The organism is Mycobacterium sp. SMC-21, assembly GCF_045310825.1.
GTDB lineage: Bacteria > Actinomycetota > Actinomycetes > Mycobacteriales > Mycobacteriaceae > Mycobacterium.
The window spans coordinates 148,149-165,262 of sequence record NZ_JBJIAO010000007.1; the positions used below are offsets into that span (position 1 = coordinate 148,149).

Below are 17,114 nucleotides of genomic sequence, written 5' to 3' on the forward strand. Positions count from 1 at the left end.
CGCCGAACTGTGACCGCGAATGTGCTGTGGCCCCGAAACCCCGTGGTCAGGCCGGTGTACGCTCGCGAAATGACGGCTCGACCGAACAATGATGTTCACAGCCCTTCCTTGGCCACCCGGCTGCGCTGGTTCATGGCTGCCAAGCCCTCCGATCACCTGTTGGCGATGGCCACGGCCGCCGCGTCGCTGCCCGTGATCGGCAAGAGCCTCGAGCCGCTCGGCGGCGCCACCGCGATGACCCTCTGGGGTATGCGGCACGTGCCCAGCTTCTGGGCGTCGACGTCGAAGGCTCTGTTCACTCCCAGCGTTGCCGAGATCCGCCGCGCCGAGCGCGACTGCACCAACGAGGTCGTTCGGGCCGCGCTGACGGGCGTCGTGCCCCCGGCCGAACTCGACATCAAATGGCCCGCGCCGGAGCGCACGCCGCCGTTCTGGCGCGCACGCGAACACCGGCGCCAGGTGCACCGCACCTCGGTGCGCTACGGCGACAGCCCGTCGCAGCTGCTGGATGTCTGGCGCGCCGACGACCTGCCGGCCGAGCCGGCCCCGGTTCTGATCTACCTGCCCGGCGGGGCCTGGGTGCACGGCAGCCGGCTGCTGCAGGGCTACGCCCTGATGAGCCATCTGGCCCAGCAGGGCTGGGTCTGTCTGTCCATCGACTACCGCGTGGCTCCGAATCACCGTTGGCCGCAACACATCACCGACGTCAAGACCGCGATCGCCTGGGCCCGGGCCAACGTCGACAAGTTCGGCGGCGACCGCAATTTCATCGCGATCTCCGGCGGCTCGGCCGGTGGGCATCTCGCCGCGCTGGCCGGACTGACCGCCAACGATCCCGAACTGCAGACCGAGCTGCCCGAGGGCGCCGACACCTCGGTCGACGCCGTCGTCGGTATCTACGGCAGATACGACTGGGAGGACCGGTCCACCAAGGAGCGCGAGGAATTCGTCGACTTCCTGGAGCGCGTCGTGGTCCGGCGCCGCATCGACAAGCATCCCGAGATCTACCGGCAGGCTTCGCCGATCGCGCGCGTGCACCGCGACGCACCGCCGTTCCTGGTCATTCACGGCAGCGGCGACAGCGTCATTCCGGTGGCGCAGGCGCGGGACTTCGTACACGAGCTGCGCGCGGTGTCCGCGTCGACGGTCAGTTACATCGAATTGCCCGGTGCCGGACACGGTTTCGACATGACGGACGGTGCCCGCACGGGATCGATGGCCACTGCCATAGGGTTGTTCCTCGATGAGGTTCGCCGGAACCAGAACCAGCACTGCGTCGAAGAGGTCGTCTAGACCGATCGACCGGCCGAGGTTCTGACCCGAAGCGCAGGAGAGGTCGAGTGAAACGACTGAGTGGGTGGGACGCGTTCCTGCTGTATTCGGAAACGCCCAACGTGCACATGCACACCCTCAAGATTGCCGTCATCGACCTCGCCGGCCTCGGCGACCGCACGTTCGGCATCGACGAGTTCCGCCGCGTGCTCCGCGAACGCCTGCACAAGCTGGAGCCTTTCGGCTATCAACTCGTCGACATCCCGTTCAAGTTCCACCACCCCATGTGGCGGGAGCATGCCGAGGTCGACCTCGAGTATCACGTCCGGCCGTGGCGGGTGGCCGCGCCCGGTGGCCGCCGTGAACTCGACGAGGCGATCGGCGAAATCGCCAGTACCCCACTGGATCGCAGCCGTCCGCTGTGGGAGATGTACCTCGTCGAAGGCCTGGCCAACGGGCGGGTCGCCGTGGTCGGCAAGATCCATCACGCGCTGGCCGACGGGGTGGCCTCGGCCAACCTGCTGGCGCTCGGCATGGACATCACCGAGGGTCCGCAGCGGGACAACGATCTGTACGTGACGGATCCGGCACCGTCGCGCGGCCAGCTCGTCCGGTCCGCGTTCGCGGATCACCTCCGGCAGATCGCGCGGTTCCCCGGCGTCGTGAAGTACACCGCCGACGGCATGGCGCGGGTACGCAAGAGCAGCCGCAAGCTGTCGCCCGAACTGACCCGGCCGTTCACGCCGCCCCCGAGCTTCATGAACCACGTCATCACACCCCAACGGCGTTTCGCCACAGCGACTTTGGCGCTCGCGGACGTCAAGGAGACCAGCAAGAAGCTCGGCGTCACCATCAACGACCTGGTGCTGGCGATGTCGTCGGGGGCGCTGCGCGAGTTGCTGCTGAAATACGACGGCAAGGCCGACCACGCGCTGCTGGCGTCGGTGCCGATGAGCTACGACTTTTCACCGGATCGCATCTCCGGCAACCGATTCAGTGGTGTGCTGATCGCGTTGCCCGTCGACGTCGACGATGCCGCGCAGCGCGTCCAGCAGGCCCGCGAGGCCGCCTTGCTGGCCAAGGAGAGTCATCAGCTGGTCGGCCCGGAGCTGGTCGCCCGGTGGGCGGCCTACATGCCGCCGGCGCCGATGGAATCGATGTTCCGCCGCCTGTCCAACAAGGACGGGCAGAACAAGGTACTGAACCTCAACATCTCCAACGTGCCGGGGCCCCGCGAACGCGGCAAGGTCGGCGGCGCGACCGTCACCGAGATCTACTCTGTCGGACCGCTCACCGCGGGCAGCGGGCTGAACATCACGGTGTGGAGCTACGTCGACCAGCTCAACATCTCGGTGCTCGCCGACGGTGCCACCACCGACGATCCGCATGAGGTGACCGCCGGCATGGTCGCGGACTTCAAGCAGATCCGCAGGGCCGCAGGGCTTTCCGAGGAGCTGACGGTCGTCGAGACCGCCATGGCGCAGTAGATTTGCGTCCGGTGGCGCGTCAGTCCGCCGGGCGGTTGCGGAATCGTTTGTGGAGCACCTGGCGTGACACGCCCATGATCCGACCGAGCTCGGCCCAGGTCCATCCGTTGGCGCGGGCCTGGCGGACGGCCTGCTCGTATTGCGTTTTGGCGCTGACGAGATCGTCGCGAGCCTGAGCCAGCGCTCGTCGGCTGATGCCGCCGAATACATCCGCGGCTATTGGATCGGGTTCTGCGGGTTCGTCATCAAATGACCAATCGTCGTCGTCATCATCGACGTCAAGGCCATGTGCTTTTCGGAAGGCATCGCCGGCGGCATCGATCTCTTCGCGCGTCGGACGGCGTTGTTGTGGTTCCCACCAGAGCCGCTCGGTTGGGTAGGTCATGGCTGTACCTTCCGGGGTCGGTCACTGGGGAAAGTATGTGCCGACGGACCGACACGTTTCGTGTGACCGAGACTGGTGCGACCCGTCTCCAAGTGTGTTCGGGCTGGGAGCCGTCACCCTGGGCTGACAGTGTCAACCCAAGGTGACAATGTCAGCCCAAGGTGACGGGTCCAGATCGGACATGTTGATGAGAGCGCCGGGCCGGCCGGACCGCTGGTTAGCCGACACTCTCGGAGTCGGCGACCTTCGCCTTCTCCGCCCGCACCCACTCCAGGAACCGCGTGATCGCCTCGGCGGTGTAGCGGCCGTGCGCCGAGCCGAAGACGTCGAATGCGTGCTGCGCGTTGGGGATCTCGGCGTACGCCACTGGTGCCGGTGACTGCTCGCGCAGCGCTGCGACGAAGTCCCGTCCCTCCTGGACGTCGATCAACGTGTCGTTGGTGCCGTGCAGCACGAAGAACGGTGGCGCGTCGGGACCGATCCGCTTGATGGGCGAAGCGTCGAGGAACACCTGCGAGTCGTTGGCGTACCGCTTCTTGATGATCAGCTGCTCGAGGGCCCGCATCATCTCGGCGCGGCCAGGGCCTTCGAAGCCGAACCAGTCGTACCGGCCGTAGACCGGGACTGCGGCCACCACCGAGGTGTCGGCATCTTCGAAACCGGGCTGCCACTGGGGATCTCCGGGAGTCAGGGCTGCGAGCGAGGACAGGTGACCGCCCGCCGAGCCGCCGCTGATCGCGACGAAATCGGGATCGCCACCGTACTCGGCGATATGCTCCTTGACCCAGGCCAGGGCCTGCTTCACGTCGATGATGTGCGCCGGCCACTGATGTTTCGGGCTGACGCGGTAGCCGATGGACACGCAGATCCAGCCCCGGTCGGCCAGGGCGCCCATCAGCGGGTACGCCTGCGGCCGACGATCGCCGAGCATCCAGCCACCACCCGGAACCTGAAGCAGCACAGGGGCTTTACCGTCACGCGGCAGGTCCGGGCGGCGCCAGATGTCGGCAAGGTTGGCGCGGTGCGGGCCGTACTTGACGGTGTCCTTGTTGTACTTGCGGCGCGACAGCATGGTGCGCCCGATGCCGGGCAGGCGCGGGACGCCGGGATCGGCCGGGTTGCGCGGACCGATCACGTCATCCAGCGGCTCCTCGAACGCGGGCCGCGAGCTCCGGCTCCGGATGAGGATGTAGCCCAGGATGGACCACGTGATCGCGTTGATGGCCAACGCGATTCGGCCGCTGGTGCCCGAGAAGGCGCCACGCCGGCCCCGGCGGATCGCGGACAGCACCGAGGAACTGAGCACGAAGCCGGCCGCTTCACTGGACGGCCAGCCGTACGCGAACGCGACGATGCCGGGGTTCCCGGACCGGGCCAGCGGGCTGGCCGCGTTGGTGGCGTTGACGAGACCGAGGACGGCCCGTAGCAGGGTCACCGTTTTACGCGCCATCGGCCAGCGCCTTCAGCTCGCGGCGGTCGATCTTGCCGGTACTGTTGCGCGGCAGCTCCGTGAGCACCGTAATCGACCGTGGCACTTTGTAATTGGCGAGGTTGTCGCGCACGTGCTGCTTGAGGACGTCCTCGGTAGCCGTTGCCCCGTCGGCCAGCACGACGAACGCGGCCAGGCGCTGGCCGTACTGCTCGTCCTCGACGCCCAGCACCGTGGCCTCGGCGACGTCCGGGTGGGTGGACAGCGTCTTCTCCACCTCGATGGGGTAGACGTTCTCGCCGCCCGACACGATCATCTCGTCGTCGCGGCCCACCACAAAGAGCCGGCCCGCGGCATCTAGATATCCGACGTCACCCGAGGACATGTAGTCCTGGTGGAAATCCTTTGTGGCACCGGAGGTATAGCCGTCGAATTGGGTCGAGTTGCGCACGTAGATGGTGCCCACCTCGCCTGTCGGCAACTCGTTGAAGTCGGCGTCCAGGATCTTGATCTCGGTGCCCTCGGCCGGGCGGCCGGCGGTGTCGGGGGCGGCGCGCAGATCGGTCGGCGTCGCGGTGGCGATCATGCCGGCCTCGGTGGCGTTGTAGTTGTTGTAGATGACGTCACCGAACTGGTCCATGAACGAAGTGACGACGTCGGGCCGCATGCGCGAACCCGAGGCCGCGGCGAACCGCAGCGAGCGGCCGCTGTACCGGTTGCGGATGTGGTCCGGCAGCTCCATGATGCGGTCGAACATCACTGGGACGACACACAATCCGGTCGCCTGGTACTTGTCGACCAGCGCCAGCGTGGCCTGCGGGTCGAACTTGCGGCGGGTGACGACGGTGCAGGCCATCGATGCCGCGAACACCAGTTGCGAGAAGCCCCAGGCGTGGAACATCGGCGCGACGACGACGGTCGTCTCCTCCGTGCGCCACGGCGTCCGATCCAGGATGACCTTCAGTGCGTCCAGCCCACCGCCGGAATGCTTGGCGCCCTTGGGAGTTCCCGTGGTTCCGGAGGTCAGCAGGATCACGCGGCTCTTCTCGCCGGTGCGTCGCGGCTGCAGCCCCAGGTGGTCGATGATGAGCGACTCGACGGTCAGCGGGTGGTCGTCGGTATCGGTCCACGCCACGATTCGCGTGGTGCCGGTCCGGCCCTCGAGCGCACGATCGACCGTCGCGGTGAACTCTTCGTCGTAGATGATGACGTCGACGTTCTCGCGGGCGACGACCTCGGCCATCGCCGGGCCGGCGAAGGAAGTGTTGAGCAGCAACACATCTGCGCCGATGCGGTTGGCCGCGATCAGGGAGTCGACGAAGCCGCGGTGGTTGCGTGCCATGATGCCCACGACCTTGGCCGAGGGCAGCGTCTGCAGGGCGGCGGCGAACGCGTCGCCACGCTTGTCGAGCTCACTGAAGGTCAGCGTGCCCAGCTCGTCGATGAGGCCGGGGCGGTTCCCGCAGCGTTGCGCGGAACTCGCGAAGCCCGAAGTGACGCTCATGTTTTCGCGCGCCATGGCACCGGCGATCCGCACGTACTTGTCCGGGCGGAGCGGGGCGATGACACCGGCCCGCACCATGGTGTTGACCAGGCCCGCCGTCGCGGTCAGCTTGTCGGTGATTCCCACGGCCGGTCAGCCTATTACCGGGAAGCGGCGCTCTTCGGCGAGTTCGTCGAGAGCGTCCTGCATGACCTTGCGGACGTGCGCGTCGACGGCATCGACGTCGGGCTCATCGCCGGAGGCGAACGCGATCGCCGTGGGATCGACGGGCGGCAGCACCTGCATGACGATCTTCGACGGCAGCGGCAGGTTCAGCGGCAGCACGGCGGACAGCCCGAACGGCAGCCCGATGGACAGCGGCACCACCTTGGCGCGCGCGGCGCGGGCGATGGGACCGAGCGCCTTGGCGATCTTCTCGCCGCGGGTCAGGAACAGCTGGGTCTCCTGGCCGCCGATGCCGACCATCGGCACGATCGGGACGCCGGCGTTGATCGCGGCCTTCACGTAACCCTTGCGGCCGTCGAAGTCGATCTTGTTGGCGTCGGTCGACGGCCGGTAGACGTCGTAGTCCCCGCCGGGGAACACCACGACGAGGCCGCCGGAGCGCAGTGCCTCGTCGGCGTTCTCGTGGCTCGCCAGGATGTAGCCGGTCTTCTTGAAGAAGTCCGCGGTCGGGCCGACCATCAGCATGGCGTGGCTGAGGGTGTAGACGGGGCGGTCGTAGCCGTATTTCTCGTAGAAGTGCGACGAGAAGATCGGCACGTCCATGGGCAGCATGCCGCCCGAGTGGTTGCTCACCACCAGTGCGCCGCCGAGGGGAATGTTCTCCAATCCGCGGACCTCGGATCGGTGATAGACCTTCAGCAGCGGTCGGAGAATCCCCATGACCTTCTCGGTCAGCTCCGGGTCGAATTTGGTGATTTCGGGCAGCTTGGCCACGGTTTCTCCTCTGACTGCGGCAAAAACTAGAACATGTTCTAATTTTCGATTATTCACTGGTTGACCGCCGGACGCCAATCCCCTGTGGCTAGCATCACCGTCGTGACCGAAGAAGCCACCAGCGAAGATGCTGTCCTCGTCGAACAGCGCGACCGCATACTGATCATCACCATCAATCGGCCCCAGGCCAAGAACGCTGTCAACTCAGCGGTCAGCAAGGGCCTGGCGGCCGCCGCGGACCGCCTCGACGAAGACCCGGGACTGTCCGTCGCGGTGCTGACGGGAGCCGGCGGCTCGTTCTGTGCGGGCATGGATCTGAAGGCGTTTGCCAAAGGCGAGAACATCCTCTCGGATCGCGGCCTCGGCTTCACCCAGCGTCCGCCGGCCAAGCCGCTGATCGCGGCTGTCGAGGGCTACGCCCTGGCGGGTGGCACCGAGCTGGCGCTGTCGGCCGACCTGATCGTCGCCTCCAACGCGGCGGCATTCGGCATCCCCGAGGTCAAGCGCGGCCTGGTCGCCGGCGCCGGCGGGTTGCTGCGGCTGCCGCAGCGCATCCCGTACGCCATCGCCATGGAACTCGCCCTCACCGGTGACAACCTGACCGCGACGCGGGCGCACGAACTGGGCCTGGTCAACGAGCTGACCGAGCCCGGTGGCGCACTCGATGCCGCGCTCGCACTGGCCGAGCGGATCACCGCGAACGGGCCGCTCGCGGTCGCCGCGACCAAGCGCATCATCGTCGAGTCGTCCGACTGGTCCGACGCCGAGAAGTGGGAGAAGCAGGGCGCCATTCTGGGGCCGGTCTTCATGTCGAAAGACGCGCGCGAGGGCGCGGTGGCCTTCGCCGAGAAGCGCGCGCCGCAGTGGACCGGTAGCTGAGGCTGCCGACCATCGGCTCAGCCGATGCTGCTACCTCGGTTTCTTTTCCGGCTGCTGCACGGGGCACTGCTGCTCAACCCAGTTGTTGAGCGTGCGGCTGAACTGGCTGCGGTCGGGATCGCTGCTGTGCAGGCCGTTGGTCTTGACGAAATGCGTCACGGCGGCCTGCACATCGGCCGGCGGGTGGAAACCGTTGATGGTGTCCCCGGCTGCCTTCGAGTCCTCGGGGGACGCGCCGGACATCAGGTTCACCACCGCGCCGGTGAGTTGCAGGCAGGTCCCGCCGTCGAGCTGACGGCTGGTGGGTGACGGCGGCGCTTCCGCCGCGGGCGTGCTCGGGGCGGCCGAGGAACTCTGCGCCGGAGCGCTCGATGCCGAGGTGCTCGGCTGCGCCGGCTGCTTGTCGCCCGAACATCCGGCCAGCAGCAGGGCGGCTGCCAATACGGCCGCCTGGCCGCCGTTGAGTCGCCGCGACGTCATGTTCTCCCGGTAGCGCATGTGTTTGTTCTACCGGGAGACGGCTGTCGTCGGCCAGTGGGGTCAGACCGAGGCGACGAAGTCGCTGCTGTAGAACTCGGCCGGGCTCTGCGAATGCGGCTGGGGCAGATCGACCGCGACCCAGACGCCGGTGGTGCCGGGGGCGACGGGCAGCTGGACGGTGGCGCTGCCGTTGCCCCAGCCGTCGGTGCTCAGCGGGGCGGTGCCGATGCTCGGGTCGCCCGGCAGGCAGCCGAGGGTGGCATGCGGTGCCGGGATCACGCGGACCGTGTACTGCGCGTTGCGCGCACCGTCGAGCATCTCGATGTGGGCGCTGGCGGTGCGCCCGTCGGAGGTGATCTCCGCCGTCGGGACTGCCGGGAAGCGGAACTTCATGTAGTTGATCGGCTGCCGATCGCAGGTGTAGGCCCGCGACATCAGGGTCTGACGGGCCGTGCCCGCGGCCTGGGCGGGCGCCGCGACGACGGTCGCGGCGGGCAGGGCGGCACAGACGGCCATCGCGGCGAAAGCGCCACTCTTCTTGGACATGTGTCGAGTTTTTACCGAGACCGCCGGTAGCGCAGTGGTGGCCGTCACAAGCGGACGGAACGCACTTTCCGCGCGGATATTGACTTAGGTCACAACGGGTTTCCGCTGCGGCCCACCGTCACATCCCAGGCGTCCGTCGTCGCGGTGCGGTCGGCCAGTCGCCGGGCGTGCCGGCCGGTGCTACCGAACTCATCGGCCCAACTGCGTGCGTGCAGGGTGGCGCGCCACAGCGGATGTTCCGCCGTGGTGCCGATGGCGCCGTGCAGCTGATGGGCGATGGTCGTCACCGGGGCGACGGCCCGGCCGACGGCGACCTTGGCCACCGTGGTGGCGTAGGCGGTGCGGTCGTCGCCGAAGCCGTACCGAGCGGCGGCGGTGATCGCCAGAATGGTTGCCGCTCTGGCGCGCTCGATCTCCCCGAGCATCGTGGCCAGCGAGTGTTGCACGGCCTGGAACGCCGCGAGCGGGCGGCCGAACTGTATGCGCGTCTCGGTATGCGCGACGGTCAGTTGTGCGGCCCCATCGAAGGCGCCGACGATCTGCACGCAGCGACACCAGGCACCGCGGATGGTCAGCTCGTCGGCGACCGCGAGCGGCAGCTGGACGACATCGGCTGCCGCGGTGTCGAATTCGACGATGGCGCGGGGTTCGCCAGCGAGGTTGTATCCGTCGTCGACGAGTGTCGGCGCGTCGCGCAGCGCGACGTACAGGGCGTCGGCACCTCGAGTGGCCACAACAATGGGCCCGCATTGTGGCCAGGTGGCGACGCCGTCCACCGCGAGTGTGAGCGGCCCCGATTCCGGTATCGGCAGGCCGGCTTCGGCGGCCAACCATGTTGCCAGCACATCGGTTTCGGCGATCGGTACCGCGGCCCCGTGGCGGGCCAGAGCGCCCAGCACGACGGCCGTGGCGGCGGGCCCGGCGTCGGGCTCACTGCTCAGCCGGGTCAGCCCTGAACCCTCGGCGGTGCGCCACAACGCGTCGTCGAACGTCAGCGGCAATGTCCGCGCGGGCGCGGCCGTCCGGCCGATCTGCTCGGCCAGTTCGCGCAATTCCGCATACTCGTCCGAAGGCTGTTCGGCAGCAGCCTGTTTGGTCCAGTTCTTGGCGACGATGCCGCGCAGGACCTCATTCGTGCCGCCGCGCAGCGTGAACAGCGGGGCGTGCACGCGGGCGGTGTCCAGCATCGTCTGCAGCCGCCGGCGGTCGGGGCCGTCGTACCGGTCCAGCAGCTCCGCGGCGATCTCGACGGAATCCCGTTCGAAGCGGGTGCCGAGGTCCTTCACCAGCGCGGCGGACACCGCGGCGTCCTGGCCGGCCGTCAGGGCCCGGGCGACCGATATCGAGAGTTGGCGCAACGAAATCATCCGTGCCATCAGGTCGCCGACGTCGGCGCGGGGTTCGTCCCGCAGTGCCTCGACGAGGGCGAAAAGCAGTGTGGCCGTGGACAGGAAGCGCTCCGGACCGCTGCGTTCGAAACCCAGTTCGGAGGTCACCTGATGCCAGCCGGCGCCGACCGTGCCCAGCAGGTCGGCGTCGGTCAGCGCGACGTCGTCGAACAGCACCTCGTTGAAATGGTGCTCACCGTTCATCTGGACGATGGGCTCGATGGTGACGCCCGGAGCGTCGGTGGGGACGATGAACTGACTGAATCCCGCGTGCCGATGTTTGGGGTCCAGGGGGCTGGTGCGGGCGAGCACCACGATCTGGTGGGCCAGATGCGCGCCGCTGGTCCAGACCTTGCTGCCATTGAGCAGCCAGCCGCTGTCGGTGCGGGTGGCCCTGGTGGTGACGGCGGCCAGGTCGGAACCCGCCTCGTGCTCACTCATGCCGATGGCTGAATACAAAGTGCCGGAAGCAATTCGGGGCAGGATCCGGCGCCGTTGCTCCTCGCTGCCGTAGCTGAGGAGGGCGGGCGCCACCTGCCGGTCGGCGATCCAGTGTGCGGCCACCGGGGCGCCGTGGGCCAGGAGCTCTTCGGTGACGACGTACCGGTGCATGTGGCTGCGCCCGCGGCCGCCGTACTCGACGGGGATGGTCAGCCCGACGAAGCCGGCCACCGCCAGCCGCCTGCTGAAGTCGGCGTCCCACTTCGACAGCCAGCAGTCGACACCGGGCTGCCAGCCGAACTGCGCCGCGTCCTCGGCCAGGAACCGGCGCAGGTCGTCGCGCAGTTCCGCCAGGTCACCATCGTCGGCGCGGAGCTCATCGAAATCGTCCATCGGGCAACAGTAATCATGGCGCCGCAGATTGTCGGTGGGTCACGGCATACTCCGCGAGATGGCGACCATTTACTACACCGCATCCAGCTTGGACGGCTTCATCGTCGATTCCGCGGGCAGCCTGGACTGGCTGCTCTCGCGTGACATCGACGTCGACGGGCCGTTCGGCTACAAGGCGTTCGAGAAGTCCGTCGGTGCCCTCGTCCTGGGGGCGACGACGTACCAGTGGGTCGTCGAGCACGAGCCGGGCGACTGGCCGTATCCCCAGCCGACGTGGGTGCTCACGTCCCGGCCCGGCATCGTCGTCGACGGCCATCCGGTGCAGGCGGTGAGTGGTGAAGTGGCGCAACTGCATCCGACGCTGGTCGAGGCGGCGGGCGACCGCGACGTGTGGATTCTCGGAGGCGGGAACGTTGCGGCGCAGTTCGTGACGGCCGGCCTGGTCGATGAACTGGTGGTGTCGTACGCGCCGTGCTCGCTGGGCGAGGGCGCGCCGGTGCTGCCGGTGCGCTCGGAGTGGCGGCTGGTGGAATCCGCCGTCAACAGGGACTTCGTGTGTGCGCGCTGGGCTCGCGCGGAAGGTTAACTGCCGGCGGTCGGCAGGCCGTTGTTCTTGACGAAAGCCTTTGCCTTGATCAGGAATTCGAGCTGAGTGGCAACATCGTGCAGCGGCTCGACGCTGCGTGACGAGCGGCTCAGGATCACGGCGCCCTCGAGCGCGGCCAGGCAGGTGACGGCCAGGGTTGACGCGTCGGTGTCGCTGAAGCCTTCGGCGGTGAAGGCATGCCCGAGCGCGGTGCGCCACCGGTCGAAGATCTCGGCGGCGATGGGGGTCAGGGTCGGCGCTTCGTCGCCCGACCCGACCGCCGCGGCGACCACCGGACACCCGGCGGTGAAGTCACTGTCGGCGAGGATGCGATCCCAGAACGTGACGAATCCGCGGACGAGGGCGATGCCGCCGTAGGCGGCGGAACCGTCGATATGGGCGGCGATCGCATCGCCGGCGAACTGCAGGGCCTCGATCAGCAGCTGGCTGCGGCCCTCGGGAAAGTGGTGGTAGACCGAGCCGCGCGGGGCACCGCTACGGACCAGCACCTCGTCGATGGTCAGGCCCGCGGCGCCGCGTTCACGCAACACGGCGGCGGCGCTGCGCACCATCCGTTCCCGAGTGGCGCCGCGCTTGTTGACCGTCTTGGTGACGGGCTCAGCTGACGTCAATGCGTGACCCGGTTCCGCAGCTGCGTCATCCGATCCTGCACGCCCCGCGCCGCTTCACGCAGCCGCTCGTTGGCACCCAGGACGGTGTGCGTGAAGCGATGGCCCTTCACGTTGACCTCGACGACCCACATGGCGCCCTCCTCGATATGGGTCTCAGCATAAAACGTCGGACACATCGGGCCAAAGAATGTATTCCAGGTCACTATTGGGCGGCCGCAGCGGCCAAATGGCGTCGAAATTATGGCCGGTTACATAGTTCTGTGATCAAGAATTCACTTCTGGGTGGACGTCCGAACTCGATGTGCAGACCGTCATCAGGGGTCTTCCGCAGGGGCGTTGTGGGTTCGCCTCCGAGCGTGCGCTCAGATCGGGGATCTGGCCTGCAGGACGATCTGTCCGCACATTGGCGAAGGTGTACGGCCGCGTTGATCACGAGCGTGCAGCCAGATCGAAGATCGGGCGGCAGATTCAAGGGGTCGTCACAACACCTGATTTGAGAGGTGTTGTTCGATGCATCCGAGGCGTTGGAGTCATTTGGGTAGTTATGGTGTTCCGCAGTCGGTGCGAGATGCTTTCGATGCGGCGTTGAGGTCGGGGCTGTCACCGACGGCGGCTGGAACCGTGGCAGGGGTGAGTGGTGCGACGGGTCGGCGATGGGCCAAAGAAGCTGGGTATCAAACCGATCCGCGGCATTGCGGCACGCGGTATTCGGGTGCGGTGAAAGCGTCGTTCTGGCAGGAGATGCATGCCGGTGCCACTGTGGCCGACGCCGCAGTGGTCGCGGGCGTGTCAGAGAACCAGGGCCGGCGGTGGGTCGCTCAGGCTGGATTCGTGCCGAAAACCCCCGCTCCTACCGATGATCCGTCATGCGCCGTGGTCGAACTCGATCCCGGGGTCTCGCGGGGGCCGTTGTCGTTTATCGAGCGGTGGCGCCTCGAGCAGTTGCTGACCGCCGGCGCGACCGTCACCGAGGCCGCAGCGGCTCTGGGGCGGTCCCGGACCACGATCCACCAGGAACGCAAACGTGGAGCCACCACCAGCGGATATCGGGCCTGGGTGGCTCAGGAGGTGGCCACCACCAACGCCAAGCGACCCAAGGCTCGCAAGTTGGAGTCCAACCCTGCCCTGCTGGAGCAGGTCGTGGCACGCTTAGAAAAGCACGACAGCCCGGCGCAGATCGCGGGCCGACTGCGCCTTGATTTTCCCGACGATCCGGAGATGTGGGTGTCCCACGAAACGATCTACCAAGCGCTGTATGTACAGCCGCGCGGTGAGCTGGCCCGCATCGTCAAAGAAGCCCTGCGCACGGGCCGGGTTCGACGGAAACCGCAGGGCCGCAACGAAACCGGAAGCAAAATCAAAGACATGGTCAGCATCAGCGACCGCCCGAAAGAGGCTGATGATCGGGCGGTCCCGGGGCATTGGGAAGGGGACCTGATCCTGGGCAGCACCGCATCAGGTTCGGCGATCGGCACCCTGGTGGAGCGCACCACCGGGTTCGTGGTGCTGCTGCACCTGCCGGGCGATCACACCGCCGCGACGTTGGCCGCCGCGATGAGCGCCAAAATCCCGGAGATTCCCGAGATCCTGCGCCGCTCGCTGACCTGGGACCAAGGTAGCGAGATGGCCAAGCACGCCGACATCACCAAAGCCCTCGGCCTGCCGATCTACTTCTGCGATCCGCACAGCCCCTGGCAGCGCGGCACCAACGAGAACACCAACGGTCTTCTGCGCCAGTACTTTCCTAAAGGGACCGACCTGTCGTTCTACGGACCCGGATGGCTCGACCAGGTCGCCGCTGAACTCAACGCCCGACCCCGTAAACGCCACGGTTGGCGCACCCCGGCCGAGGAACTCGACCGGCTACTGTCAGACCCGTCCACATTTGTTGCGGCGACCGCTTGAATCTGCCGGCGGAATGTGCGATCTGAGTGCACCCTCGTGGAGGGCAACGAGATGAGCAGACGCAAAACTGCCCCTTCTCCGAGGAAAAGGGGCAGTTTTACGTCTGCTCGCGGAGAAAAACTAGCCGGCGTTCTCCAGCGCGACGAGCGCGGCAGCGACGGCGAAGTACTTGCTGGAACCGAGCTGACGCACGGTCTTGATGTTGAACGCCGCGGCGAGGTGCTCGGCGTCGGAGTCGCTGACCCCGGCCAGCGCGGCGGGCGATGCGTCGAGGATTTCCTTGAGGGACTTGCCCTAGTACGCCTTGTCGAGTGCCTTGTCGAGATCTACAGAGACAGCCATACGTTTCCTCCCAGATTGTTTGCCAGACCTTCGGACGGGCGTGACGGTATCAGCGATTGCTGGGGTTCGCCTGGGATAAAAACCGGTGCTGAAAAGCCGAATGGCCACCCGGCCGAGTCCCCCGAGGGGCGAAGGACAAAGCGCGGGTGGCCATCCGGACGAAGGCGGTTTTACTCCGGGGTGTAGCCGAACGGCATCAGGACGCTCTTGGCCTGGCAGTAGGCCTCGATGCCCTCGGGGCCGTTCTCGCGGCCGATGCCGGAGTTCTTGTAGCCGCCGAACGGCGCGCCCGGGTCGAACGCGTACATGTTGACCGCGTAGGTGCCGGTGCGAATCTGCGAGGCGATCTTCATGGCCCGCGGGATGTCGGTGGTGTAGACGCTGCCGGCGAGGCCGTAGTCCGAGTCGTTGGCGATCCGGATGGCGTCTTCTTCGCTGTCGAAGGGGATGATCGCCAGCACCGGGCCGAAGATCTCTTCCTGGGCGATGGTCATCGAGTTGTCGACATCGGCGAACACCGTCGGCTGCACGAACCAACCGGAATCCAGGCCCTCGGGACGGCCGCCGCCGGTGGCGATGCGGGCGCCTTCCTCGACGCCCTTCTTGATGTAGCTCTCGACGCGCTCGCGCTGCTTCTCGCTGATCAGCGGGCCGATCATGGCGGCGGGGTTGTCGGGCAGGCCGACCTGCATGGCGGCCGCACCGGCGGCCACCTTTTCCACGACCTCGTCGTACCGCGACCGCGGGGCCAGGATGCGGGTCTGGCCGACGCAGGCCTGACCGGTGTTCATCAGGCCCGAGAACAGCAGCATCGGAAGAGTCGAGTCCAGGTCGGCGTCCTCGAGGATGATCGCCGCGGACTTGCCGCCGAGTTCCAGGGTGCAGGGCTTGAGGCGCTCGGCGGCGACCTTGCCGATCTCCTTGCCGACGGCCGAGCTGCCGGTGAAGGTGAACTTGTCGATCTCCGGGTTGGCGGTCAGCGCGCGGCCGGTCTCGGGGCCACCCGGCACGATCGACAGCACGCCCTCGGGCAGGCCGGCGTCGGCGAAGGCCTGCGCCATGGCGAACACCGACAGCGGCGTCTCGGCGGCGGGCTTGAGCACGACGGTGCAGCCGGCGAGCAGTGCCGGGCCCAGCTTGTTGGCGGCCAGGAAGAAGGGGACGTTCCACGCGGCGACGGCGGCGACGACGCCGATGGGCTCGCGGGTCACCAGGGTCTGGCCGTAAATGCCGTCGCGGATGTCGCTCCACTGGAACTTGTCGGCGGCGCCGGCGTAGTAGTTGAACGACGACATGGCAGCGCCGTACTGCATCATGTCGACGATGCTCGGCGGCTGGCCGGTCTCGGCGGCGAGCAGGAACTTCAGCTCATCGGCGCGCTCGGTCATGATGCGCGACGCCTCGGCGATCACCGCGGCGCGCTCGGCCGGCGACATCTTGGGCCACGGGCCCTCGTCGAACGCCTTGCGGGCGGCGGCACAGGCGGCATCCACATCGGCCTTCGAGGCCAGCGGCACCTTGCCGACGAGCTCGCCGGTGGCCGGGGAGTGCACCTCGATGACGTCCGACGTCGCGGGTGCGGTCCACTGACCGCCGATGAACAGCTGATCCCACTCGGTTTTGAATGCCGTGCTCTGTGTCATGGCCGTCACACTACCGAGTTTTCGGCCAAACGAGAACATGTTCCAATTAGGTCATTCAGCTGGGCCGGAGCACCAACACCAGGTTGCTCGTCAAGAACTCCTGTAACACCGGTACAGAAGTCGCACGCCAGGCCCATTGCGGGTGGTAGCGGGGGAATGCGGCGACCAGCGCCCCCGTGCTGCGCGCCCACTCCAACCCAGCTGCGGCAGACACCGCGAACAACGACGATCCGTAGTCGTTCTTCGGCCGGTGGCCGTGTTTGCGGGTGTACATCTCGGCGGCCCGCCGGCCGCCGAGATAGTGCGTCAGCCCCATCTCGTGGCCACCGAACGGGCCCAGCCACACCGTGTACGACAGGATCGCCAGCCCGCCCGGCCGGGTGACCCGCAACATCTCGCGGCCCATCAGCCACGGTTCGCGGACGTGCTCGGCGACGTTCGACGACAAACAGACGTCGACGCTGTCGTCGGCGAACGGCAGCGCCATGCCCGAGGCGCGCACGAAGCTGCCGGCGCCATCGGGTTGGGCGGCCGGACCCGCGTGCATCTCGCGAGGGTCGGGCTCGACGCCGATGTATGTCATTCCGGCGCTGGAGAATTCGGTGGCGAAGTAGCCCGGACCGCCGCCGACGTCGAGCACCGTCATGCCCTCGGGCGCGCTGCCGTTGAGGTCGCGCCACAGACCGTCCACGAGCGCGACGGTGTCGCGGGCGAGGCCGCCGTAGAAGCGGGCCGGGTCGCTCTGCTCGAAACGGAACTCGCCGAGCAGTCGGATCGAGCGGGCGAGGGTGGCCCGCTTACGCGTGGTGACCAGTCGTTTGGCTGCCCGGCGATTCACTCCGCAACCCTACTGACCGGTACCC

At 67.5% G+C, this 17,114-nt stretch carries 16 protein-coding genes and 1 pseudogene; 5 read left to right on the top strand and 12 right to left on the bottom strand.

Translation table 11 applies throughout. The features are described 5' to 3' along the window. Positions 1-69 precede the first annotated feature (69 nt). Both ACJH6H_RS10215 and ACJH6H_RS10220 read left to right on the top strand, forming a co-directional pair. Positions 70-1,293: an alpha/beta hydrolase fold domain-containing protein gene (locus ACJH6H_RS10215; protein WP_406774779.1), complete on the top strand. Its 1,224-nt coding sequence runs from the start codon at positions 70-72 to the stop codon at positions 1,291-1,293. A 47-nt stretch (positions 1,294-1,340) separates the two neighbouring features. Beyond that, complete coding sequence (locus tag ACJH6H_RS10220; RefSeq protein WP_212807955.1) at positions 1,341-2,759, top strand: wax ester/triacylglycerol synthase family O-acyltransferase; 1,419 nt, start codon at positions 1,341-1,343, stop codon at positions 2,757-2,759. Positions 2,760-2,778: 19 nt separating this feature from the next. Here ACJH6H_RS10220 and ACJH6H_RS10225 read toward each other — a convergent pair whose 3' ends face one another. The 4 genes from ACJH6H_RS10225 to ACJH6H_RS10240 all read right to left on the bottom strand — a co-directional run bounded on the left by ACJH6H_RS10225 (position 2,779) and on the right by ACJH6H_RS10240 (position 6,962). Then, a complete protein-coding gene (locus ACJH6H_RS10225; protein ID WP_406774780.1) occupies positions 2,779-3,144 on the bottom strand; it encodes a hypothetical protein in 366 nt (121 codons plus the stop codon). A gap of 217 nt (positions 3,145-3,361) precedes the next feature. Then, positions 3,362-4,594 carry an alpha/beta hydrolase gene (locus ACJH6H_RS10230; protein WP_406774781.1) on the bottom strand — a complete coding sequence of 411 codons (1,233 nt, stop codon included), beginning with the start codon at positions 4,592-4,594 and terminating at the stop codon, positions 3,362-3,364. Continuing rightward, positions 4,584-6,155 (bottom strand): acyl-CoA ligase FadD12, encoded by a 1,572-nt coding sequence (fadD12, locus tag ACJH6H_RS10235; protein ID WP_406774810.1) that lies wholly within the window; start codon positions 6,153-6,155, stop codon positions 4,584-4,586. The genes ACJH6H_RS10230 and fadD12 overlap by 11 nt, the downstream gene beginning before the upstream one ends. Before the next feature lie 54 nt (positions 6,156-6,209). Then, positions 6,210-6,962 carry a lysophospholipid acyltransferase family protein gene (locus ACJH6H_RS10240; protein WP_244872892.1) on the bottom strand — a complete coding sequence of 251 codons (753 nt, stop codon included), beginning with the start codon at positions 6,960-6,962 and terminating at the stop codon, positions 6,210-6,212. Positions 6,963-7,109: 147 nt separating this feature from the next. Here ACJH6H_RS10240 and ACJH6H_RS10245 point away from each other — a divergent pair, with 147 nt between their 5' ends. Next, entirely contained in the window at positions 7,110-7,895 is a 786-nt protein-coding gene (locus ACJH6H_RS10245; protein WP_212814458.1) for a crotonase/enoyl-CoA hydratase family protein, read from the top strand. Between the two features lie 30 nt (positions 7,896-7,925). On the opposite strand, the gene ACJH6H_RS10250 is transcribed toward ACJH6H_RS10245, so the two are convergent. The 4 genes and pseudogenes from ACJH6H_RS10250 to ACJH6H_RS10265 form a co-directional block, all read right to left on the bottom strand. Continuing rightward, a complete protein-coding gene (locus ACJH6H_RS10250) occupies positions 7,926-8,393 on the bottom strand; it encodes a hypothetical protein (protein ID WP_406774782.1) in 468 nt (155 codons plus the stop codon). A gap of 42 nt (positions 8,394-8,435) precedes the next feature. Beyond that, on the bottom strand, positions 8,436-8,921 hold the full coding sequence (locus ACJH6H_RS10255) for a hypothetical protein (RefSeq protein ID WP_406774783.1): 486 nt from the start codon (positions 8,919-8,921) through the stop codon (positions 8,436-8,438). Positions 8,922-9,010: 89 nt separating this feature from the next. Beyond that, on the bottom strand, positions 9,011-9,820 hold the full coding sequence (locus ACJH6H_RS10260) for an acyl-CoA dehydrogenase family protein (protein ID WP_406774811.1): 810 nt from the start codon (positions 9,818-9,820) through the stop codon (positions 9,011-9,013). Positions 9,821-10,024: 204 nt separating this feature from the next. Beyond that, positions 10,025-11,143, bottom strand: a pseudogene (locus ACJH6H_RS10265) (acyl-CoA dehydrogenase family protein); the annotation flags it as partial. A gap of 58 nt (positions 11,144-11,201) precedes the next feature. On the opposite strand from ACJH6H_RS10265, the gene ACJH6H_RS10270 reads away from it, so the two are divergent. Then, entirely contained in the window at positions 11,202-11,729 is a 528-nt protein-coding gene (locus ACJH6H_RS10270) for a dihydrofolate reductase family protein (RefSeq protein ID WP_406774784.1), read from the top strand. Here ACJH6H_RS10270 and ACJH6H_RS10275 read toward each other — a convergent pair. After that, positions 11,726-12,301: a TetR/AcrR family transcriptional regulator gene (locus tag ACJH6H_RS10275; RefSeq protein ID WP_318984862.1), complete on the bottom strand. Its 576-nt coding sequence runs from the start codon at positions 12,299-12,301 to the stop codon at positions 11,726-11,728. The two genes, ACJH6H_RS10270 and ACJH6H_RS10275, sit on opposite strands and share 4 nt — an antisense overlap. Before the next feature lie 56 nt (positions 12,302-12,357). Continuing rightward, positions 12,358-12,492: a hypothetical protein gene (locus ACJH6H_RS10280; protein ID WP_020103445.1), complete on the bottom strand. Its 135-nt coding sequence runs from the start codon at positions 12,490-12,492 to the stop codon at positions 12,358-12,360. Between the two features lie 610 nt (positions 12,493-13,102). Here ACJH6H_RS10280 and ACJH6H_RS10285 point away from each other — a divergent pair. Next, positions 13,103-14,266 (top strand): IS30 family transposase, encoded by a 1,164-nt coding sequence (locus ACJH6H_RS10285; RefSeq protein WP_226522072.1) that lies wholly within the window; start codon positions 13,103-13,105, stop codon positions 14,264-14,266. Positions 14,267-14,778: 512 nt separating this feature from the next. On the opposite strand, the gene ACJH6H_RS10290 is transcribed toward ACJH6H_RS10285, so the two are convergent. Next, complete coding sequence (locus tag ACJH6H_RS10290; protein ID WP_406774785.1) at positions 14,779-16,251, bottom strand: aldehyde dehydrogenase; 1,473 nt, start codon at positions 16,249-16,251, stop codon at positions 14,779-14,781. A 55-nt stretch (positions 16,252-16,306) separates the two neighbouring features. Further along, positions 16,307-17,089 (bottom strand): class I SAM-dependent methyltransferase, encoded by a 783-nt coding sequence (locus ACJH6H_RS10295; protein WP_406774786.1) that lies wholly within the window; start codon positions 17,087-17,089, stop codon positions 16,307-16,309. Between the last annotated feature and the right edge of the window lie 25 nt (positions 17,090-17,114).